Origin of the sequence: Wenjunlia tyrosinilytica, assembly GCF_014646055.1 — a bacterium.
In the GTDB taxonomy this organism is placed as follows: domain Bacteria; phylum Actinomycetota; class Actinomycetes; order Streptomycetales; family Streptomycetaceae; genus Wenjunlia; species Wenjunlia tyrosinilytica.
This window is the reverse complement of record NZ_BMMS01000011.1, coordinates 102,071-124,414: the sequence shown is the minus strand read 5'-3', so window position 1 is coordinate 124,414 and position 22,344 is coordinate 102,071. Positions and strand designations below refer to the sequence as shown.

Genomic DNA, 22,344 nt, shown 5'->3' with positions numbered 1-22,344 from the left:
GACACACACGCGAACAAAGGAGTACTGCTTTGGTGACGTTCGCGCAGGCGCAGGAGCGCGCCGAGCAGTGGGTCAACGGTGAGGTGCCGTCGTACCAGCGCCGCGAGGTGCGGGTGCGCGAGTTCGACCTCGGCTTCGTGTGCTGGGCAGTGGACCGCCAGGACGGGCCGCAGTCCGACGACGGCCAGGTGCGCCTGGTGATCGCCCGCGACAGCGGCGAGGCCACGCTGTGGCCGGGGCTGCCGATCGGTGAGGTCGTGCGCCGGTACGAGGAGGAGTACGGCACCGCCGCCTCCGCCGCGCCAGCCCCCGAGCGGCCCAAGCGCACCGACCTGGAGGCGACGTCCTTCCTGCTGAGCCCGCCGCAGTGGCTCCAGGACGCGGCGGACGCGGCGGGGATCCCCAACGGCACCAAGTCCTCCTCCTCCTCCTCCGAGCCGCAGGAGCAGTCGGAGTCCGCGGGGCGGGCCGGGTTCGGCACGTCCGCTCCTCCGGCGTCCACGCCCCAGGCGGCCTCCACGCGGCCGACGTCCACGCCGCCGTCCTCCTCCGCATCGGCGCCGGTCGACGACGCGGCCGTGCCCACGGCGGCACCCGAGGCCGGGCCCGCGCCCGGGCCCTCGCCCTCGCCGGAGCCGTCGGCCGGGCCCTCGTCCGCGACGCCCTGGGACGGCGCGGACACCAACGACAGCGTCGGAGCCGGTTCCGTGGCGCCGCCGCCGACCGTGTTCGCTCCGCCGATCGTTCCGGAGGACGTGCGGGACTCCACCCCCGCGGAGCCCGAGGACGCCCCACCCGGCTCGGAGGCCCGCACGGAACTGCTGCCCGCCGGCAGCAGGGACCCCGACGGCCCGCCGCCCCTGAAGATCACCTCTCCGCTGCCCACCGGTGGCGAGGACCCGCAGGACGGTCCGCCGCAGGGCGCGCAGCCGCAGGGCGCGCAGCCGCAGGGCGCGCAGCCGCAGTCCGGCCGGCCCTGGCAGTCGGCGCAGCCCTCGGACGGCGATGCCCCCGCTGCGGCGCCGACGCTGTTCGCCCCGCCGGGCGACGACGGGTTCGCGATCCCGGGCCAGGGCCGGACGCCGCCCCCCGCCCCGGAGCCCGCGCCCAAGCGCGGTCTGCTCGGCAGGCGCAAGAAGCGGGCGGCCCAGGAGGAGCCGCAGCCGCAGGGCCGGCCGTATCCGCAGGGACAGCCGTACCCGCAGGGACAGCCCCAGCCGTCGCAGGGCGGTGGCGGCTACGCCTACCCGCAGCCGGGCCCGCAGCCCGGCGCGGGTGACGCCGCGGACGCTCACGCGGCGCCGACGATGTTCGCCCCGCCGTCCGGGCAGACGCCTCCGCCCTCCGGCCACGGCGCGCCTCCTCCGCCTCCGCCCGCCCCGCACGGCTGGCAGAACCCCTCCTCCGTCGCCGACGAGGAGACGGCCAAGGCGTCCCGCACACCCGGGCACGGCACTGCCGTGCCGGATCCGTCGGCTCCTCCCGGCGCCGGTGCGGGCGGCTATGTCCCGACGCGGCTCATGCCTCCGGTCGGTCCGGGCGAAGGGGGCCACGTCCCGCCCCCGCCCGGACCGGCACCCGCGCCACCGGGACCGGGACCGGGCGACCCCTCCGGCGGCCACGCGGCCCCGACGGTGCTCGCGCATCCACCGGCGGGCCAGGGCGCACCGCCTCCGCCGCCTCCTCCACCGGGCGCGTTCGCGCACGGCGGGCAGCCGCCCGCGCCGCCGGTCGGCCAGCAGGTGCCGGGACAGCACTTTCCCGGCCAGCCGGTGCCCGGCCAGCAGGTACCGGGCCAGCACATTCCGGGTCGGCCGGTGCCCGGCCAGCCCGTCCCCGGTCGGCCGATGGCTCCTCAACCGCATCCCGTGCAGCCGGGGGTGCCCACCGTGGGGCCGGGTTACATGGCCGTGCTGCGCTACCGCGCGCCCGACGGCTCGGAACAGCAGATCATCCGGCGCAGCGCGCCCGGCACCCCGCACCCGGAGTGGCAGATCCTGCATGAGCTGCGTGCGCTGAACGTTCCTCCGCAGCAGGTGCTGGAGCTGCACACCGAGCTCGAGTCGTGCGATCTGCCCGGCGGCTACTGCTCGCGCATGATCCATGAGTCCTGGCCGTCGGTGCGGATCAGCCACACCGCGCCGTACGGCCGTGACCACGCCTCGCGCCAGCAGGGCGTCAACCATCTGATGGAGCACCAGGGCGAGCTGCACCAGGTGGCGGGCGGTCCCGCCCGTCCCCGTCCGCAGCGGGTCCCGCTGCCGCACCCCCACCAGGTGCAGCAGATCCCCCCGATCGCCCCCGACGGCATCGCGCATGAGCTCGCTCAGGCATTCGGCCCGCAAGGGGTGTTCCGGTTCGACCAGCGCGCGGTCTCACGTGCCGGAGTGCCGGAGGCGGTCGCCACCACGCTGGTGTGGGCCGGGCTGCCGGTCGACTTCGGCCCGTTCTTCTGGGCGCAGGCGCAGCCGGGCCGCCCGGTGCCGACGCTCGCCGAGCTGGCGGTGGAGCGCGGTCTCCAGCCGGGCCCGGACGCCGCCTCCTACCTGGTCATGGGCAATGACTTCGGCCGCCAGCTGTGCGTCCAGTACGGGACGGCGGCGATAGTCGCCGTGCCCCTGGAGGCGGACCCTGGCGGGCACCCCGCCGTGCCGCAGTTCGTCAACAGCGGACTGCCGGAGTTCGTGCGCTGCCTTGCCCTGCTCGGCCGTATGTGGCGGCTGAGGGTGGGCCTGACACCGGACCAGGCGGGCCGCTGGACGGTCGACTTCCAGGCGCAGCTGGCCGCGCTCGATCCCCCTTCGCTGTCCTCGCCGGACAACTGGTGGGCGGTCCTGCTCGAACAGATGTGGGACGGGCTGCTCTAGGGGCCCGAGCAGAGCCCCGGACCGTCCGGGGAGAGTCCGGGGGCGGTCCGAGGAGCGTCCAGTCCTTCCGTTTCCCTCGAAGGGCGGCGGGTCGTCGACCATGACGGCCCGCCGCCCTCTGTTCAATTTCTGACCATGGATCAGTCCACGGGTCAGTCCATGAGTGAAGCGAAGGAGCAGCCGGGGGCGGGGGCGCGGCCCCTGAGCACCGTCCGGCCGCCGTCCCGCCGGCGGCGGCCGCGTTCGCCGTGGGCGCGCCGGATCGCGGCCGGGGCGTCGGGACTGGTCCTGCTCGCCTCGGTGGTCTGCGTCATGGGCCGGGACTGGGCGGACGGGCGGCTGCACAGGGTCCCCGCCCTGGCCGAGTACGCGGGCCGCCCTCCCTCCGGCGCGGGCGTCAACTGGCTGATCGTCGGGTCCGACAGCCGCACCGACCTGTCCGCCGAGCAGCGCAGGCGGCTCCATGTGGGCCACGCGGCCGACGGCGGCCGCACCGACACGATCATGCTGCTCCACGACGGCGACTCCGGACCTGAGCTGGTCAGCCTGCCGCGCGACTCCTATGTGCGGATCCCGGCCTTCACCGACCGCACGGGGCGCCGCCACCCCGTCCAGTACAACAAGGCCAACGCCGCCTTCGCGCTCGGCGGCCCCCTCCTGCTCACCCGGACGGTGGAGGAGGCGACCGGCCTGCGGCTCCACCACTACGCCGAGATCGACTTCTCCGGGTTCGTCTCCGTGGTGGACGCCGTGGGAGGCGTCCGTACCTGCCTGAGCGAGGCGATCCACGACAGCCGGTCGGGAGCCCGTCTGGCCAAGGGCTGCCGCACGCTCGACGGCGGGCAGGCCCTGGCGTTCGTACGGGCGCGCTATTTCGACCCCGAGGGCGATCTCGGCCGGGTCGGACGGCAGCGGCGGCTGCTCTCCGGACTGGCCGACACCGCGGCGCAGCCGTCGCTGGTGTTCAATCCTTTCCTCCTCTACCCCCTGGTCGGCTCGGTCCTGGAGGCCGCCACCGTGGACGAGGGCAGCGGCGCCATGGATGTCTCCCGGCTGGTGCTCGGCCTGCGCGGAGCGGTCGGCGGGGGTGCCCGTACGGTCCCCGTGGGCAACGCGGCGGCCACAGCGGCGGGCGTCGGCGATGTCGTGCTGTGGGACAGGGCGCGGGCGGAGGCGCTGTTCGACGCGATGCGCGGCGACCGGCGGCTTCCGCCCCGCTTGGCCTGAACGCGCCCCCGGCTCCGGGGTGGGCGGGCCGCCCGGCCTGGGTAGGAGGAAGGGGGCGACGACAAGGGGACATGAGCATGGGTTCGACGGCCTCATCGCGGGACGAGTTCGGCACCGTCCGCGGCCGCGGCTACCGCCCAGAGCAGGTGCACCGGGTGCTGGAGGTGCTCGCGGGCGAACGGGAGTCGGCGCGGGAGCGGTTGGCGCGGCTGACCGCGCTGGCCGACGAGGCGGAGGCCGAGCTGGAGGCGCTGCGCCGCAAGGCCGAGTCGCATGCCCCGCCCACCTTCGGCGAGCTCGGTGAGCGCGCCCGTACCCTCCTGGGCCTGGTCGAGGAGGAGGCGCGGCAGGTGCGCGATGCCGCCGTCGCCGCCGGTGAGGCCGAGCGGGACGGGGCCGAACGGGAGGGCAGACGCCTCTACGCCGAGGCCGCGGCCGAGGCCCAGCGGGCACGGGAGGCCGCCGAGGAGCGGGCGCGCCAGATGCTCGACGCGGCCAACGGGCAGGGGCGGGCGCTGCGCGAGGAGGCCATGGCGGAGGCGGCCGAGGCGCGCGGGAAGGCCGAGCGGGACGCGGCGGCGATACGGGAGCGCATAGCCGTCACCCTGGCCGAGCTGGAGGCGGCCCGCAAACAGCGCGAGCAGGCCTTCGAGCAGGAGCTGTCCGAGCGGGAGGGCCGGGTGCGGCGCCGCGTGAACGGCCTGCTCGACCACGCCAACGCCACGTTGGAGGAGGCCCAGCAGGCACGCGAACGCGCGGAGCGGTCGAGCCGGCAGTCCGCCGAGCAGGCGAGCGCCCGCGCGCGGGCGCTCCTCGCCGAGGCCAACGCCGAGGCGGACAGAATCCACCAGGACGCCCAGCGGAACAAGCGCGACCAGGACGAGCGCCGCGAGCAGATCAGGGCGCATCTGGCCCACGTCCGCAGCAGCCTGGCCGCCGTGACCGGTTCGTCCGTCATCGACGACTACGACGACTACGACGACTACGACGACTACGACGGCGACTACGACGACTACGACTGCGGCGACTACGACGACGGCGGCCTCGGGCCGGACGACGCCGAAGAGGGCCGGCGGGACGGTCGGGCCGCCGGCGGGCAGGCCGCCGACGGCTGAGCCGCCGGCGAGCCCGGCCCCGATCCCGGCGCCCAGCGGCGCGGCGACGAGCCCGGCGCGGGGGCCGGGCGCCGACTACAGCACCTCGACGTTGGCCCCGCTCAGCCTCCTTCGGCAGTCCAGGACGAACGAGGAGTGCGCCACCACCGCCTCGTAGTCGAACTCGCTGTGGTCGGCCAGCAGCACCACCGCGTCCGCGGCCGTCAGTTCCTCCTTGGTCGCCTCGACACGGACCACCTCCGCGAGCGCCCCGCCTTCGCCCGAGTGCACCCCGGCCACCACATGAGGGTCCGCGGCCCGTACCTCGGCGCCCATCCGGGCGAGAAGCGATGCGATCCGCGCGGCCGGGGTCTCCCTGGCGTCGCCGGTGTTCGCCTTGTAGGCCAGGCCCAGCAGGAGCACCCGGGAGCCGTTGACGGACCTGCGCCTCTCGTTGAAGCTCTCGGCGAGCCGCCTGACGACGTAGTCGGGCATATGGCTGTTGACGTCGTTGGCCAGCTCCACGAAGCGGAAGCTGCGGCCCAGCGTCCGCTCGACCCGCCACGACAGGTACGACGGGTCGATGGGCAGGCAGTGCCCGCCCACCCCGGGACCCGGCGTGAACCGCATGTACCCGAACGGCTTGGTGGAGGCCGCGTCGATGGCCTCCCACACATCGATGTCCAGGTCGTGGGCGAACATGGCCAGTTCATTGACGAGCGCGATGTTCACATGCCGGAAGGTGTTCTCCAGCAGCTTGGTCAGCTCGGCCTCCTTGCAGGTGGAGACGGGCACGACCGTCTCCACGAGCGAGGCGTAGAAGTCGCGGACCGCCTCCAGGGACGGGCCGTCGATGCCGGAGACGACCTTCGGCGTGTTCTCCAGGCGCCAGGTCGGGTTGCCCGGGTCGATGCGCTCGGGGCTGTAACCCAGGTGGAAGTCCCGGCCGGGCACCAGGCCCGAACCCTCCTCCAGCAGCGGCCCCAGGAGCTCCTGCGTGGTGCCCGGATAGGTGGTGGACTCCAGCACCACGGTGGCGCCCGGGCGCAGATAGCGCGCGAGCAGGCGGGCGGACGACTCGATGAACGACAGGTCGGGCACTCCGTCGCGCAGCGGCGTCGGCACGGTGATCACCGCGATGTCGAAGCCCGCGCAGTCCCTCGCCTCGATGCTCGGCCGGTACGCCCCGCAGGTGAGGACCGGCGCCAGCCGTTCGGCCGGGATGTCCTCCACATAGGACTCGCCGACGGCGAGCCGTTTGATCCGTCTGTCGTCCACGTCGTAGCCGACGACGTCGTGCCCCGCCTCCGCGGCGCGTACGGCGAGCGGTAATCCGACGTAACCCTGACCAGCGATGACCACGCGCATGCGCGTCCCACCCCCCTTTCCCCCAGCGGGGGAACCCCAGCCGAAAAGGTCGTCCGCGGCGCTCTCCCCAGAAGCCGCGAACACCAGTCAGCGTAGGTCAGTCGGGCACCGCGCCGGTCTCGTTTGGCGCAGGCGTGGGGAACTTCCTCGGCAGCACCAGGGCGAGCAGCAGCACCGCCGCGCCGCAACCGGCGGCCACGCCCAGGTAGACATGGTGGGTGGCCGTGTCGAGGGCGTGCCGCAGGTAGTCGGCGGCGGCCGGGCTGAGGTGCGATTCGGGTCCGAGCCCGCGTCCGATGTCGTCGATGCGGTCGGGCAGCTGCCCGCGCAGCGCCGCCGGGGCGTCGTCGAGCCGTCCGCGCAGAGCGGCGTTGGAGATCGCGCCCAGCAGCGCCGCGCCGACGCTCTGGCCGAGGTAGCGGGAGAACACCACGGCCGCGGTGACCGTGCCGCGCTGCCACTGGCCGACCGTCTGCTGCGCACCGATGACCATGCTGGGCGAGAACAGCCCCATGCCGGCGCCGAGCAGCAGGGTCGCCCCCACCACGTGCCACAGCGGCGGCCGGTAGGGCAGCAGGAGCACCCAGACGACGGCGGCGCAGGCCACGGCGGCGCCGACGAGCCCGGTGTCGCGGAAGCCGATGCGCAGATAGGCCCGGTTGCAGAAGGCCGCGGCCACCGGCCAGGACATGGTCATCGTGGCCATCACCAGTCCGGCGGCGATCGGCCCCAGGCCCAGCACCTCCTGCGCGTACACCGGCAGGAAGACACTGGGGCCGATCATGATGACGCCGATGCACAGCCCGGAGAGGTTGACCCCTGCCAGCACCCGGCGGGTCCATATCCACGGTGGCATGACCGGCTCGGGCGCCCGCCGTTCCACCGCCACGGTGGCGGCGGTGAGCAGGACCGCCGCTCCCAGAAGTCCCATGCTGGGCAGGGAGAGCCAGGGCCAGGCGGTGCCGCCCTGCACCAGGGCGAGGATGAGGGTGACGCCCGCGCCGAGCATGAGCCCCGCGCCCAGCCAGTCGATACGGATTCTGCCGCGGTCCACCCGTTCGTGCAGATGGCGGGCGATGAGGGCGAGCGCGACCGCCCCGAGGGGAAGGTTGATGAGGAAGATCCACCGCCAGGTGGCGTAGGCCGCGAACGCGCCGCCCACCGAGGGGCCGCCGACCGCCGCCACTCCCCACACCGTGGACAGCGCCGCCTGGATGCGGCCGCGTTCCTTGAGCGGGTACAGGTCGGCGGCGACGGTCAGCACGGTGGCCTGGATCGAGCCCGCTCCGAGCCCCTGCACCGCACGGAAGACGATGAGGCTCGGCATGTCCCACGCGGCGGCGCACAGCGCCGAGCCGAGCAGGAAGATCAGGGTTCCGGCGACGAGGACCGGCTTGCGGCCGTAGAGGTCGGCGAGCTTGCCGTAGACGGGGATGGTGACGGTCTGCGCCAGCAGGTAGGCGCTGAAGACCCAGCTGAAGACGGTGAAGCCGCCGAGGTCGGAGACGATCTGGGGAACCGCGGTGGAGACGATGGTGGTGTCCACGGCGGCGAGCGCCATGGTGAGCATGAGCGCGAGGACGAGCAGGCCGCGCCTGGGTGGGGGAGCTTGGGGCGGGGAAGTCCTGGCCGGGGACCTGGCCGGGGAAGTCGTGGCCGGGGAAGTCTCCGCCGGGGAACTTCTCCCCGCGCGCCCGTCGTTCCCCTTCTCGAGCCGTACCTCTGCCCCTTCTGCCCCCTCTGCCGCCACCGCCGACTTCATGTTCGTCGACTGCGCGTTCGTCGACTGCGCGTTCACCGACCCCGACTTCGCGGATCCGGACTTCGCGGATCCGGACTTCGCGGACCCCGCTCCGGCGGATTCGAACCCCGCCCCCGCGGATCGGGACCCCGCGGACTCCGCCGACGCTCCCACGTGGTCCTCCTCCCGGGACACGCGCCACAGATACGTGTCATCCACACCTTTCCATGCGGAGCGCCGCCGCGACACCCCGCGTCGGCGCAGGCCGGGGCGGGCTCGCACCTTACGTGGGGCGGGCTTGCACCTCACGTGGTGTGAGGATGCACAGTCATCCTCGAGGCTGAGGCGATCGGCGGAGCGGTACCGAAGTAGCAGCCCCTAGGGGTACCCGCGTACAACCTCCGACCCACGGGTTCGTCCTGGGGCATGACGGAATCACGCGGACCGGCTCATAACCTTGTGCTCGCAGGTCAGGAGAGACTCCGCCTGCGGCGAACGGACAGAGCAACGGGGGTGTTCGCCGCAGGCGGTGGGCCTGGCTCCACCATCCGCGGTGGGGCCGGCCCCCGCCCAAGACGGGGCCTTTCCCCATCGCAGCCCCCGCCCTACACCCAGCATGCTTGCCTGGACCGGATCGACCGAGACGGAATCCGGGTGAGCGACGAGATACCAGGAGACAACAGTGACGACGGCAGTTGCCGAACCCAGGGCCGGCGGCAGTGGCGGTGGACCTACTGCGGTCGCGGCCCGAGGGCGTCAGGTGACCAAGGCCTACGGTTCGGGCGAGACCCGGGTCGTGGCGCTGGACGCCGTGGACGTCGACATCGCCCGGGGGCGGTTCACCGCGATCATGGGTCCCTCGGGCTCCGGCAAGTCGACCCTCATGCACTGCCTCGCCGGTCTGGACACGGTGAGCGAGGGCCGGATCTGGATCGGCGAGACCGAGATCACGGGGCTCAAGGACAAGCAGCTCACCAAGCTGCGCCGGGACCAGATCGGCTTCATCTTCCAGGCGTTCAACCTGCTGCCCACCCTGTCCGCCGGTGAGAACATCACGCTCCCGATGGACATTGCGGGCCGCAAGCCCGAAGCGGGCTGGCTGGAGCGGGTGGTGGAGACCGTCGGCCTGGCGGACCGCCTCAAGCACCGGCCGTCCCAGCTGTCCGGCGGTCAGCAGCAGCGTGTCGCGGTCGCGCGCGCCCTCGCCGCCCGTCCGGAGATCATCTTCGGTGACGAGCCCACCGGAAACCTGGACTCGCGCGCCGGCGCCGAGGTGCTGGGCTTCCTTCGCCGCTCGGTGGACGAGCTCGGTCAGACCATCGTCATGGTGACCCACGACCCGGTCGCCGCCTCCTACGCGGACCGCGTGCTCTTCCTCGCCGACGGCCGCATCGTCGACGAGATGCTCAAGCCCACCGCTGACGCCGTCCTCGAGCGTATGAAGCGCTTCGACGCTCGCGGGAGGACCGTGTGACCGTCGTCAAGACCTCGTTGCGCAACTTCTTCGCCCACAAGGGGAGAATGGCGCTGTCTGCGGTCGCTGTCCTGCTGTCCGTGGCCTTCGTCTGCGGCACCCTGGTGTTCACCGACACCATCAATGCCACCTTCGACAAGCTCTTCAACACGACGGCCGCCGATGTCGCGGTCAAGCCCAAGGAGGTCGAGCACGCCCAGGAGACCGGGCGCGCCGAGACCCTCCCGGCCTCGCTGATCACGCGGATCCGCGCGGTGGACGGCGTCAAGTCCGCCCGCGGTGACGCCTACAGCGAGAAGATCACCGTCGTCGACGCCGACAACAAGAAGGTCGGCCCGACCGGTGGAGCCCCGACCATAGGCACCGACTGGGACCCCTCCGAGCACAAGGCCGTCGACCTCACCTCCGGCAAGGCGCCCAGCGGCCCTTCCGAGGCCATGATCGACAAGGACACGGCCGACAAGAAGCACGTCAAGATCGGTGACGAGCTCCGGGTCATCGCCGTTCCCGGTGACTTCACGGTCAAGGTCACCGGCATCGTGACCTTCCGCACCACCAACCCCGGTGCGGCCATCTTCTACTTCGACACCCCGACGGCGCAGACGAAGCTGCTCGGCAAGCCGGACGCCTTCTCCTCCATCAACCTGGACGCCAAGTCCGGCGTCTCGAACGGCCAGCTGAAGAAGAGCGTGGTGGCGGCGCTCGGCACCGACTACGAGGTGCAGACCAAGGCCGAGATCGTCAAGGACAACCAGAAGGACCTGGGCTCGTTCCTCGGCTTCATGAAGAAGGCCATGCTCGGCTTCGCGGCGGTCTCCGTCCTCGTCGGCATCTTCCTCATCGTCAACACCTTCTCGATGCTCGTCGCCCAGCGCACCCGGGAGATCGGCCTCATGCGGGCCGTCGGCGCCAGCCGTCGGCAGGTCAACCGCTCCGTGCTCGTCGAGGCGCTCCTGCTCGGCGTCGTCGGCTCCCTCCTCGGCATCGGCGCCGGTGTGGGCCTGGCGATAGGGCTGATGAAGCTCATGGGCAGCGTGGGCATGCACCTGGACACCTCCGAGCTGACCATCAAGACGGCAACGCCCGTCACCGGTCTGGCCCTCGGTGTCATCGTCACCGTCCTGGCCGCCTACCTGCCTGCCCGCCGGGCCGGCAAGGTCTCCCCGATGGCCGCCCTGCGCGACTCCGGGATGCCCGCTGACGGCAAGTCGGGCAAGGTGCGCGCCTGGATCGGTGTGGCGCTCTCCCTCATCGGCGGGGCCTGCCTGTACGCCGCGGCCAGCGCGGACACCGGGAGCACGGGGGCGCAGTTCCTCGGTCTGGGTGTGCTGCTGACCCTCATCGGGTTCGTCGTGGTCGGGCCGCTGCTCGCCGGCCTGGTGGTCAAGGCCATCAGCGCCGTCGTGCTGCGGGTCTTCGGCCCCGTCGGCCGCCTGGCCGAGCGCAACGCGCTGCGCAACCCGCGCCGTACCGGCGCCACCGCCGCCGCGCTCATGATCGGCCTGGCGCTGGTGGCCGCCCTGTCGGTGGTCGGCTCCTCGATGGTGGCCTCCGCCAACGACCAGCTCGACAAGTCGGTGGGCGCGGACTTCATCATCCAGGCCGACAACCAACAGCAGATCACCCCCAAGGCCGAGGAGGCGATCAAGGGTGTTCCGGGCCTGGACCACGTCACCGACTACAAGGTGGTCAACGCCAGGCTGACCCTGCCCGACGGCAAGTCCGACGACAGCCAGATGACCGCCGCCGACGCCTCGTACACCAAGGACCTTCGGGTCGAGACCGTCCACGGCAAGCTCGAGGACGCCTACGCGACGGACTCGATGTCGGTCAACGAGGGATACGCCAAGGACCACAAGATCAAGCTGGGCGACGAGGTCACGGCGGCGTTCGTCGGCGGCCGGACCGCGAAGCTCAAGATCGCCGCCATCACCACGGACGACACCTCGTTCGACAAGGGCGCCCTGTACACGAGCATCGGCACGGCCCAGAAGTACCTTCCGGCCGACAAGCTCCCGCTCGATGTGATCATGTTCGCCGAGGCCAAGGACGGCCAGGAGAAGCAGTCCTACGCCGCCCTGAAGGACGCCCTGAGCAAGTACCCGACGTTCCAGGTGCGCAACCAGGCCGACTTCAAGGAGCAGATCCAGAGCCAGGTCAGCCAGCTGCTCAACCTGGTCTACGGCCTGCTGGGCCTCGCGATCATCGTCGCGGTCCTGGGTGTCGTGAACACCCTGGCCCTCTCGGTGGTCGAGCGGACCCGTGAGATCGGCCTCATGAGGGCGATCGGGCTGTCCCGGCGGCAGCTGCGCCGGATGATCCGGCTGGAGTCGGTCGTCATCGCCCTGTTCGGCGCCCTCGTCGGGCTCGGGCTCGGCATGGGCTGGGGCGCCACCGCGCAGAAGCTCCTGGCGCTGGAGGGCCTCGGGGTGCTGGAGATCCCGTGGGCGACCATCATCTGGGTCTTCTTCGGCTCGGCGGTCGTGGGCCTGATCGCGGCCCTGGTCCCGGCCTTCCGGGCGGGACGGATGAATGTCCTGAACGCCATCGCCACGGAGTAGCCGCGGCGACCCGCAGACCGCGGCTCCGGTGCGCATCCCTCCAATCCGCGCACCGGGGCCGCTCCCTTGCCCGCTGTGGCCCCTTTCCCGCTCGGGCCCTATCGCCGCTCGGGCCCCTTTCCCGCTCGGGCCCCGTTCCCCCTCCGGCCCCGCGGGGCCCGGCCCACCGGGGAGCAGCGCCCCGCCCACCGGGAAGCCGCCCCCGTCGGCGCGGCGCGCGAAACCGCCCGCGGCCGGTCCCGTTCCGGCCCTCGGACAGTTGTCCCAGGCACCGGCTAGCCTGGAAGGACCCCGGGGCGTTTGCGCGTACGGGGCTGTTCGCGTTGCCCGCACGCCCGCATCGCGTCATCCAGGAATCCCCGAAGCCACAGGACACTAAGGCGCATGAGTCTGACCGGTCTGCTCGACGTCGTCGTCAAGGATCCTGCCCTCGCCGAGGCGGTGAAGGCAGCGTCGGACGGCAACCGCCCGCACCTGGACCTGGTGGGCCCAGCGGCCGCCAGGCCCTTCGCCGCGGCCGCTCTGGCCCGCTCCGGCCGCACCGTGCTGGCCGTCACCGCCACCGGCAGAGAGTCCGAGGACCTGGTGGCCGCGCTGCGCTCCCTGCTGCCGCCGGACTCGGTCGTGGAGTTCCCCTCGTGGGAGACGCTGCCGCACGAGCGGCTCTCCCCGCGCTCCGACACCGTCGGCCTACGCCTCGCCGTGCTGCGCAGGCTCGCCCACCCCAGCAAGGACGACCCGTCCGCGGGGCCCGTCAAGGTCGTCGTGGCTCCGGTCCGCTCGGTGCTCCAGCCGCAGGTGGCCGGGCTCGGCGACCTGGAGCCGGTGCGGCTGCGCTCGGGTGAGTCGGCCGATCTCGGCGATGTGGTGGACCGGCTGGCCGCGGCCGCGTACTCGCGGGTGGAGCTGGTCGAGAAGCGCGGGGAGTTCGCCGTGCGCGGCGGCATCCTCGATGTCTTCCCACCGACCGAGGAACACCCGCTGCGGGTGGAGTTCTGGGGCGACGACGTCGAGGAGATCCGCTACTTCAAGGTCGCCGACCAGCGCTCCCTGGAGGTGGCCGAGCACGGCCTGTGGGCGCCGCCGTGCCGTGAGCTCCTGCTGACCGACAAGGTGCGCGAGCGCGCCGCCGCCCTGGCCGAGCGCCATCCGGAGCTGGGCGATCTGCTCGGCAGGATCGCCGAGGGCATCGCGGTCGAGGGCATGGAGTCCCTGGCGCCCGTTCTCGTCGACGACATGGAGCTCCTGCTCGACGTGATGCCCGCGGGCAGCCTGGCCGTGGTCTGCGACCCCGAGCGGGTGCGCACGAGGGCGGCGGATCTGGTGGCCACCTCGCAGGAGTTCCTTCAGGCGTCCTGGGCGGCTTCGGCGGGCGGCGGACAGGCCCCGATCGATGTGGGCGCGGCCTCGCTGTGGGGGCTGGCCGACGTCAGGGACCACGCCCGCGAGATCGGGATGCCGTGGTGGTCGGTGAGTCCCTTCGTCGCGGACGAGGAGCTGGACCCGGACACCCTGCGCCTGGGCATGCACGCCACCGAGACCTACCGCGGCGACACGGCGAGGGCGCTGGCCGACACCAAGGGCTGGCTCGCCGACGGCTGGCGCACCGTCTTCGTCACCGAGGGCCACGGCCCCGCGGCCCGTATGGTCGAGGTCCTGGGCAACGAGGGGATCGCCGCCCGACTGGACGTCGACCTGGAGAGCGTTCCCGAGCCGTCCCTGGTGCATGTGGCCTGCGGCGGTGTCGAGCTCGGCCTCGTCGATCCCGGGCAGCGGCTCGCGGTGCTCACCGAGACCGACCTGACCGGCCAGAAGTCCTCCACCAAGGACATGGGCCGGATGCCGTCGCGGCGCCGCAAGACCATCGACCCGCTCACCCTCCAGGCCGGGGACTACGTCGTCCACGAGCAGCACGGCGTCGGCCGGTACATCGAGATGGTCCAGCGCACGGTGCAGGGCGCCACCCGGGAGTACCTGGTCGTGGAGTACGCCCCGGCCAAGCGCGGCCAGCCCGGGGACCGGCTCTTCGTCCCCACCGACCAGCTGGAGCAGGTCACCAAGTACGTGGGCGGTGAGTCCCCGTCCCTGCACCGGCTCGGCGGCGCCGACTGGACGAAGACGAAGTCACGGGCGAAGAAGGCGGTCAAGGAGATCGCCGCCGACCTGATCAAGCTCTACTCGGCCCGCATGGCGGCGCCCGGACACACCTTCGGCGCGGACACCCCGTGGCAGCGCGAGCTGGAGGACGCCTTCCCCTACGCGGAGACGCCCGACCAGCTCTCGACCATCGCCGAGGTCAAGGAGGACATGGAGAAGTCGGTCCCCATGGACCGGCTGATCTGCGGCGACGTGGGCTACGGCAAGACCGAGATCGCGGTCAGGGCCGCCTTCAAGGCGGTGCAGGACGGCAAGCAGGTCGCCGTCCTCGTGCCGACCACCCTCCTCGTCCAGCAGCACTTCACGACGTTCTCCGAGCGGTACGCGCAGTTCCCCGTCGTGGTCAAGGCCCTGTCCCGCTTCCAGAGCGACACCGAGGCCAAGGCGGTCGTCGAGGGGCTGCGCGAGGGCTCGGTGGACGTGGTCATCGGCACCCACCGCCTGTTCTCGAACGAGACGAAGTTCAAGGACCTGGGTCTCGTCGTCGTCGACGAGGAACAGCGCTTCGGCGTCGAGCACAAGGAACAGCTGAAGAAGCTGCGCGCCAACGTCGATGTGCTCACCATGTCCGCGACACCGATCCCGCGCACCCTGGAGATGGCGGTCACGGGCATCCGCGAGATGTCCACGATCACCACCCCGCCGGAGGAGCGGCACCCTGTCCTGACCTTCGTCGGTCCCTACGAGGAGCGCCAGATCTCCGCGGCGATCCGGCGTGAACTGCTGCGCGAGGGCCAGGTCTTCTACATCCACAACCGCGTCGAGTCGATCGACCGGGCCGCCGCGCGGCTGCGCGAGATGGTCCCCGAGGCGCGTATCGCCACCGCCCACGGCCAGATGAGCGAGTCGGTGCTGGAACAGGTCGTGGTGGACTTCTGGGAGAAGAAGTCCGACGTGCTGGTGTCGACGACGATCGTCGAGTCCGGCATCGACATCTCCAACGCCAACACGCTCATCGTGGAGCGCGGCGACACCTTCGGCCTCTCCCAGCTCCACCAGTTGCGCGGCCGTGTGGGCCGGGGCCGCGAGCGCGGCTACTCCTACTTCCTGTATCCGCCGGAGAAGCCCCTCACCGAGACCGCCCACGAGCGGCTGGCCACCATCGCCCAGCACACCGAGATGGGCGCGGGCATGTATGTGGCGATGAAGGACCTCGAGATCCGCGGGGCGGGCAATCTCCTCGGCGGCGAGCAGTCCGGCCACATCGCGGGCGTCGGCTTCGACCTGTACGTCCGCATGGTGGGCGAGGCGGTCGCGGACTACCGCGCAGCGCTGGAGGCGGGTGGCGGCGAGGTCGAGGAGGCCCCGCTCGAGGTCAAGATCGAGCTGCCGGTGGACGCCCATGTCCCGCACGACTACGCCCCCGGGGAGCGGCTGCGCCTGCAGGCCTACCGCTCGATCGCGTCGGTGAACTCCGAGGAGGACATCGTCGCCGTCCGCGAGGAGCTCACCGACCGCTACGGCCCGCTGCCCGAGCCGGTGGAGAACCTTCTGCTGGTGGCCGGCCTGCGCCTGCTGGCCCGCCGGGTCGGCGTCGCGGACATCACCTTGCAGGGAGCCAATGTCCGCTTCAGCCCGGTCGAGCTGCGCGAGTCCCAGGAACTGCGCCTGAAGCGCCTCTACCCGCGCTCGGTCGTCAAGCAGGCGACAAGGCAGGTCCTCGTCCCGCGGCCGGCCACGGCCCGCATCGGCGGCAAGCCCGTGGTGGGACGCGATCTGCTGGCCTGGGCGAGGGAGTTCCTGACCTCGATCGTCGACACCTGAGCCCGAGGTGTGACGGATTCCGGCCGCCGCGCGCTCTGTGTCGGGTGAAGCGGTGGTCGTGAGAAGGCGAACGGTCCGCGGAAGGTCGCGGACCGTTCGCCCGGGGTCCCGGACCGGAGGACACGGGTGCGGCCGTCGCCGTCGTGAGCCGGAGACGAGGGGACGGGCGTTGAGTTTCTACTTCCATCTGCGTGCGGTGGCCGTGAACCAGGTCAAGGAGGACGCCGGGTGGCTTACTCGCCTGTTCGACTTCGCGTGGGATGGTCTGGTGGACGAGGCGGACACCCACGCCATGGTCTCCCTGGAGCGGGACTTCCTCGACGTCCACCACTTCTACACCGGGGCGCGGCACTACCCGGACACCGGTGAGCCCAAGACCCTGCCGGTCCTGGGCGGCCGCGTCGTCCGCGGCGCCGAGCCCGACGTTCCGCCCTTTGTGATACTCGACCCGCCGCTGGTGGTGCAGGCATCGGCGTTCCTGGACGACGTCCGCTTCGACGACCTGTGGTCGGCGGCGGCCGAGCAGCTGGTGCCGCCCCACGGCGCCGGGTTCACCAGCGTGCTTCGCAAGACCTTCGACCGCCACCACGACGCCCTGCGCGGTTTCTACGCGAAGGCCGCGGACGAGGGCGACAGCGTGGTCAAGTGGCTTCTCCTCTAAGGGGGTTGCGGCCTTGCGCGGCTCTGTCAGGATCGACGCATGGATCACGAGGACAATAATGTCCCGGGGAGACTCAATGAGGTTTCGGGCGGGGAGACCGCCCGGCTGACCGAAGCGCTGTTATTGGCCCGGAAGGGCGACGAGGCGGCGTTCCGGATCCTGTACCAGGCGCTGAACCCGGAACTGGTGCGTTACGCGCGGGTGATGGTCGGTGACGACGCCGAGGACGTGGCCTCGGAGGCGTGGCTGCAGATGTCCAGGGACCTGTTCCGGTTCCGGGGCGACGGGCCGAGATTCCGGCGGTTCGCGCTCGTGGTCACCCGCAACCGGGCCCGCGATCTGCTGCGGCGCCGGATCGCGCGGGTGGACGAGGTGATGCTGCCCGTCGAGCAGTTGCCGGAGCCCCGCGGAAGTGCCAGGGACGCGGCCGACGCCGTACTGGAGGCGCTGTCCACGGAACGGGCCGTGGCGCTGGTGGCGACACTGCCGCCGGACCAGGCGGAGGCGGTGATGCTGCGTGTGGTTTTGGGCATGGACACGGCGGACGTGGGTGAAGTGCTCGGCAAACGGCCCGGAACGGTGAGGATGTCGGTCTCGCGTGGCCTCAAGCGGCTCGGAAAGCGGTTGGAGCAGTGCGGTCAGCGGTGCTCGATGACGTCGGATGTGCGGGGATGACCAACGGTATGGACGGGGGGCGGGGCATCGACGGGAACGAGATCGCGCGGCTGATCGCGGAGGGCGGCAGGAGCCGGCGCGGAAGCGGCGACGGCCACGGGGAGGGTGCGGCCGCACCGGACGGGCGTACGGCGCGGGACCTGGCCCGACTTGTGTCGGCCGCGGCCGGTCCGCTGGATCTCCAAGACCGGGAGGGCGAGGAGCGCGCGGCGGCGGCCTTCCGCGCGGCCCGCGAGAACTGGCGGTCGGGTGGTGCGGCGCGCTGGCGCCGGATGCGCTCCACCCGTTCCGCCGTCCTCGGAGTGGTGGTCGCCTCGTTGCTGGGCGGCGGTGTCGCGGTGGCGGGCGGGGCGGTGTCCTTCGAGCCCGGCAATGGCGACCACAGGCCGAAGCCGTCGGCCCCGGCCACGGTTTCGCCGGCGCACGGTACGTCGCCGGCCCCCGGGCCGGCCGGGGAGCCCGGGTCGGCGGGTGGCGGCGGGCAGCAGGACAAGCTGAGGGACAAGCTCAAGAAGGAGCAGAAGAGGGAGAAGGTCGAGAAGGGGGACAGGGAGCCGAAGAAGGATGAAAAGCCCAACAGGGACAACGAGCCGAAGAAGGACAAGGAGCCGAAGAAGGACAAGGAGCCGAAGGAACAGCAGCCGGAGAAGCCGAAGCCCNGGGCAAGGGCAAGCCGGGCAAGGGCAAGCCGGGCAAGGGCAAGCCGGGCAAGGGCAAGCCGGGCAAGGGCAAGCCGGGCAAGGGCAAGCCGGGCAAGGGCAAGCCGGGCAAGGGCAAGCCGGGCAAGGGCAAGCCGGGCAAGGGCAAGGGTAAGCCGGGTGGGCACAAGCCCAAGGAGCACAAGCCCAAGGGCCACGAGCCCGGAAGGGGCGGCCAGGGCGGGCACTAGGCCAGCAGTGGCCCGAAGCCGCCTTCACGGGCGAGGAGTTCGAGTTCGTCCAGCGCTTGGCGGGCCTTCGCCGCCGCGGCCGGGTCGTGTCGCTCGAGGCCGCTGTCGTCGAACTCGTCCTCGTCCAGGCGCAGGACCGTGCCTCCGTCGGCGGACCGCCACAGGTCGAGGTCGAGGTCCTCGACCACGAGGGCGCCGCTCTCCACTCGCGCGGGCCGGGCGATGTCGCAGTACCAGCCCTTCAGGGAGCCCGTCGCCGTCCGGACCTCCTTGATCGAGAACCACCGGTCGCGCCAGTAGTGCTCGGTGAAGATGTCGCCGTCCTCGAACCGGACGAAGCCGAAGTCCTTCGCCGCCGCCCCGGCCCAGGGCGCCCGCACGACGATGTGCGTCCCGTCGTCGCGCCCGACCACGGCCGGGTAGCGGACATCGGCCCGCGGGTGCTTGACGAGCCTGACCGCGACCTCGGTGCCCGGCGTCAGCGTTTCATCCATGCGGCCAGCCTCACGCAGGAGCGGACGGGGGGCCACCGGTTTTCCCGGCGGCCGGCCGCCGGGCGGGCTTGAAGCCCCGGCGGCGGTTGGCGGGTCGTGGAAGACCCGCTTCGGCCGGGCTCGCCCGGACGGCCGCTGCCGCGGAGCCTCGGCGTTGCCCCGCCCCCTCTGCGCGTGGGGCCGCGTCCGCCCGTCATCCCGTACCGGCTGCGCCCGGTGCCATCGGTCGAGGCCGATCCGGCCTCGCTGCCGCCGACGGGGTCCGCCGTGGGGCGGCTCGAAGCCCCGGTCGAGGCGGGCCCCCGTGGGCGGCCCGCCTCGACCGGGCTCGCTTGGCGCGCTCCTTCCGCCTCCGGGACGGAACGTCTCAGCCGCCGAGCTTTGCCAGGTCCACGGCGTTCTTGGGGGACGGGGCCTGTGCGTTCACGGGCTTGTCGTAGTCGGCGAATTCGGCGGTGCCGGGTTCCTTGCCGCCCTCGGTGGTGATCTTGAGGATGTAGGGCTTGCCCTCGGCGGCGATGTAGGCCGTGGAGACCTCCTTGCCGTCCTTCTCGACGAGCGGGACCACGGGCTTGCCGTCGAGCACGGTGAGCCTGCCCTTCTGCGAGCCCTCGGTGTCGCCGTCGAATCCGGCCAGCAGTTCCTCCAGGTCGCACATCGAGCCGAGGTCCTTGAAGTCGGGGTCGGCGGCGCTGGTCTTGATCCACCGGTCGCCGATGACCGATGCCGCGGTCGCGCCGTCCTTGCCCTGGGACTTCCACATCGCGTCGTCGTACTTCATATAGGCGGTGTCACCGGTCTTGATGATCCTGATGCCGCCCTGGGGCATCGTCAGGTCCCCGACGCAGTCGCCGCGCTTGTCCAGCGCCATGCCGGCCGTGATGTGCTCCCCGTCGCTCGTGCCGTCGAAGCGCAGGGTCATCGAGGACGCCGACCGGGTGGCGGCGAGCGCTTTGTCGGCGATCCGCGGTCCGCTCAGTCCCGCGAACGGCTCCTTGGCCGCGGGCTTGCTGGTGACCGGCGCTGCGGAAGGGCTCTTCCCGGCGTCCTTGGTGGCGGTTCCGCAGCCCACCAGGCCTATGGCCGCGGCGGTGCAGGCCGCCGCCAGGGCGGTGCGCTTCGAGTGGTGGTGCATGGGGTTCCCCCTCCGTCGCCGACGAGTGCGTTCACAGCCCTCTGTGTTTCGGTGGGACAATGAGAACATGCACTGTGAACCGAGTCAACAAGAGTGAGCGATGGCGACTCGTTCACGCTGTGAAGCGATGGGTCGCCCCATCGTCGGTATGCTCGGCCCATGCAGGGGGAAGGAGCACGCCAAGTGCCGGAGAAAGCAACAGAGGTGACCGCCGCGGGGATCGCGCGCCTCGCCGGAGTCGGCCGCGCCGCCGTCAGCAACTGGCGCCGACGCCACACCGACTTCCCCAAGCCGGTCGGCGGCACCGAGACCAGTCCCACGTATCCCCTCGCCGAGATCGAGCGCTGGCTGCGCGACCAGGGCAAACTCGCCGAGGTCCCGCTCCGTGAACGCGTCTGGCAGCAACTCGACGGCCACCCCGCCGGCATCCCCGCCGCCCTGCGCACCGCAGGCGCCCTGCTGCTCCTCCTGCGGGACCGCCCCGAGAGCCGGCCGAGCCTGTCCGCCGCCTCGGACGCCGAACTGGCCCGGCGTCTGCCCGCCGAGCTCGGCAGCGTCCTCGCCGACCGCCTGGGCGACCGGCACCCTGTTCACACCATCGGCCGCGAGACGATCGCCGCCTCGATCCCCCTCCTGCGCGCCGTCGCCGACCTCGCGGCCGAACTGGGGGAGCGTCAGGCGTACGAGTTCCTGACCGGTCGTTACCTCGACGCCAACCCCCGCCAGTACACGCTCACTCCCGCCGCCCCCGCCGAGCTGATGGCCGAACTCGCCGGGCCCGCCGCCACCGTCCTCGACCCCGCCTGCGGCACCGGGAGCCTGCTGCGCGCCGAATCCACCGCCGAGGTCCTGTGCGCCCAGGAGTTGGACGAGGACCTGGCCGCGCTCACCGCCCTGCGCCTCGCGCTCGGCACCGACGCGCAAGTGCGGGTTCGCGCGGCCGACAGCCTGCGCGCCGACGCCTTCGCGGATCTGCGGGCCGACGCGGTGCTGTGCCACCCGCCGTTCAACGAGCGCAACTGGGGTCACGACGAGCTCGCCTACGACCCCCGCTGGGAGTACGGCTTCCCGGCCCGCACCGAGTCCGAGCTGGCCTGGGTCCAGCACGCCCTCGTCCATGTCCGCGACGGGGGAACGGTGGTCGTGCTGATGCCCCCCGCCGCCGCCTCCCGGCGCTCCGGCCGCCGTATCCGCGCCGATCTGCTGCGGCGAGGCGCCCTTCGGGCCGTCATCTCGCTGCCCGCGGGCGTCGCGCCGCCGTACAGCATCCCGTTGCACCTGTGGGTGCTGCGCAGGCCCGGCACCGGCGCCCAGCCCTCGCCCCATCTGCTGGTCGTGAACACCGCGGGCGGGCACACGGCGGGCGCGGACAAGCCTCCGTGGCAGAGCGTCCGGGCCGCGGCGGCGCAGGCCTGGCGCTCGTTCGACCGGCACGGCACCGTGCCCGACCGGCCGGGGGTCAGCCGCGCCATTGCCGTCATCGACCTACTCGACGACGACGTGGACCTCGCCCCCGCACGCCATCTGCCGCCTCCCGCAGGGGCCGGCGGACCCGACCGGCTCGCCGAGGTCCGCGACCGGCTCGCGCGGACGCTGCACCGCAGCGCCGAGCTGGCCCCGGCGCCCACCCGGGCCGGGGAGCCCGCCCGCTGGCCCACCACCACGATCGGCGAGCTGGCCCGGGCCGGGGCCCTGGTGCTCCGGGTCGGCGGCTCGGGCACGGCGGCCGGCGCCGGAGCCGCCGCCGGGAAGGACGCCCCGCCCGTGCTGACGGAGCACGACGTCGTGGCGGGGACCGGGCCGACCGGAGCGCTCCCCGACGGTCCCGCGGAGGAGCCCGTCCTCACCGAGGCTGGGGATGTCGTGGTGCCGGTGCTGGGCCGCGGAGCCGTGGCCCGGGTCGTGGACGAGGCGGGCGCGGGAGCGGCGCTCGGCCGCAATCTCTATCTGCTGCGGCCCGACCCGGCGGCGCTCGATCCCTGGTTCCTGGCGGGATTCCTGCGAGGCACCGCCAACAATCGGCAGGCCAGCAGCTACACCTCCACCTCGACCCGGCTCGACGTGCGCCGCCTCCAACTGCCCCGGCTGGCTCCGGCCGACCAGCGGCGGTACGGGCAGCGGTTCCGTACGCTGGCGGCGTTCGAGGATGCGCTGCGGCTCGCCGGGCAGCTCGGAGAGCAACTCGTCCAGGGCCTCCACGACGGCCTCACGGACGGAACGGTGCGGCCGGAGTAGGC

At 72.4% G+C, this 22,344-nt stretch carries 13 protein-coding genes; 9 read left to right on the top strand and 4 right to left on the bottom strand.

Annotated features, from left to right (window positions below):
- The first annotated feature begins 29 nt into the window (after nt 1-29).
- The 3 genes from IEY86_RS14375 (at nt 30) to IEY86_RS14365 (ending at nt 5,209) form a co-directional block, all read left to right on the top strand.
- Nucleotides 30-2,867, top strand: a complete 2,838-nt coding sequence (locus IEY86_RS14375; protein WP_189132050.1) for an SUKH-4 family immunity protein — start codon at nt 30-32, stop codon at nt 2,865-2,867.
- Nucleotides 2,868-3,026: 159 nt separating this feature from the next.
- Complete coding sequence (locus IEY86_RS14370) at nt 3,027-4,094, top strand: LCP family protein (RefSeq protein WP_189132049.1); 1,068 nt, start codon at nt 3,027-3,029, stop codon at nt 4,092-4,094.
- 77 nt (nt 4,095-4,171) lie between these two features.
- Complete coding sequence (locus IEY86_RS14365; RefSeq protein WP_189132048.1) at nt 4,172-5,209, top strand: coiled-coil domain-containing protein; 1,038 nt, start codon at nt 4,172-4,174, stop codon at nt 5,207-5,209.
- Nucleotides 5,210-5,284: 75 nt separating this feature from the next.
- Here IEY86_RS14365 and IEY86_RS14360 read toward each other — a convergent pair whose 3' ends face one another.
- Both IEY86_RS14360 and IEY86_RS14355 read right to left on the bottom strand, forming a co-directional pair.
- The gene (locus IEY86_RS14360) at nt 5,285-6,556 is read right to left on the bottom strand and encodes a nucleotide sugar dehydrogenase (RefSeq protein ID WP_189132047.1); all 1,272 of its coding nucleotides are present in this window, start codon (nt 6,554-6,556) and stop codon (nt 5,285-5,287) included.
- Between the two features lie 97 nt (nt 6,557-6,653).
- Nucleotides 6,654-8,126: an MDR family MFS transporter gene (locus IEY86_RS14355; RefSeq protein WP_229698417.1), complete on the bottom strand. Its 1,473-nt coding sequence runs from the start codon at nt 8,124-8,126 to the stop codon at nt 6,654-6,656.
- An 853-nt stretch (nt 8,127-8,979) separates the two neighbouring features.
- Here IEY86_RS14355 and IEY86_RS14350 point away from each other — a divergent pair.
- The 5 genes from IEY86_RS14350 (at nt 8,980) to IEY86_RS14330 (ending at nt 17,589) form a co-directional block, all read left to right on the top strand.
- Nucleotides 8,980-9,771, top strand: coding sequence for an ABC transporter ATP-binding protein (locus IEY86_RS14350; RefSeq protein ID WP_189132046.1), 792 nt, complete (start codon nt 8,980-8,982; stop codon nt 9,769-9,771).
- A complete protein-coding gene (locus IEY86_RS14345; protein ID WP_189132045.1) occupies nt 9,768-12,332 on the top strand; it encodes an ABC transporter permease in 2,565 nt (854 codons plus the stop codon). The genes IEY86_RS14350 and IEY86_RS14345 overlap by 4 nt, the downstream gene beginning before the upstream one ends.
- A gap of 384 nt (nt 12,333-12,716) precedes the next feature.
- Nucleotides 12,717-16,253, top strand: a complete 3,537-nt coding sequence (gene mfd, locus IEY86_RS14340; RefSeq protein ID WP_189132044.1) for a transcription-repair coupling factor — start codon at nt 12,717-12,719, stop codon at nt 16,251-16,253.
- A gap of 169 nt (nt 16,254-16,422) precedes the next feature.
- Complete coding sequence (locus tag IEY86_RS14335) at nt 16,423-16,914, top strand: hypothetical protein (protein WP_189132043.1); 492 nt, start codon at nt 16,423-16,425, stop codon at nt 16,912-16,914.
- A gap of 39 nt (nt 16,915-16,953) precedes the next feature.
- Nucleotides 16,954-17,589 carry an RNA polymerase sigma factor gene (locus IEY86_RS14330; protein WP_189132042.1) on the top strand — a complete coding sequence of 212 codons (636 nt, stop codon included), beginning with the start codon at nt 16,954-16,956 and terminating at the stop codon, nt 17,587-17,589.
- An 885-nt stretch (nt 17,590-18,474) separates the two neighbouring features.
- On the opposite strand, the gene IEY86_RS14325 is transcribed toward IEY86_RS14330, so the two are convergent.
- Both IEY86_RS14325 and IEY86_RS14320 read right to left on the bottom strand, forming a co-directional pair.
- Complete coding sequence (locus tag IEY86_RS14325; RefSeq protein ID WP_189132041.1) at nt 18,475-18,972, bottom strand: ribonuclease FAU-1 family protein; 498 nt, start codon at nt 18,970-18,972, stop codon at nt 18,475-18,477.
- Nucleotides 18,973-19,339: 367 nt separating this feature from the next.
- The gene (locus tag IEY86_RS14320) at nt 19,340-20,107 is read right to left on the bottom strand and encodes a hypothetical protein (RefSeq protein WP_189132040.1); all 768 of its coding nucleotides are present in this window, start codon (nt 20,105-20,107) and stop codon (nt 19,340-19,342) included.
- Between the two features lie 183 nt (nt 20,108-20,290).
- Here IEY86_RS14320 and IEY86_RS14315 point away from each other — a divergent pair, with 183 nt between their 5' ends.
- Entirely contained in the window at nt 20,291-22,342 is a 2,052-nt protein-coding gene (locus tag IEY86_RS14315) for an N-6 DNA methylase (RefSeq protein WP_229698416.1), read from the top strand.
- Nucleotides 22,343-22,344: the final 2 nt, after the last annotated feature.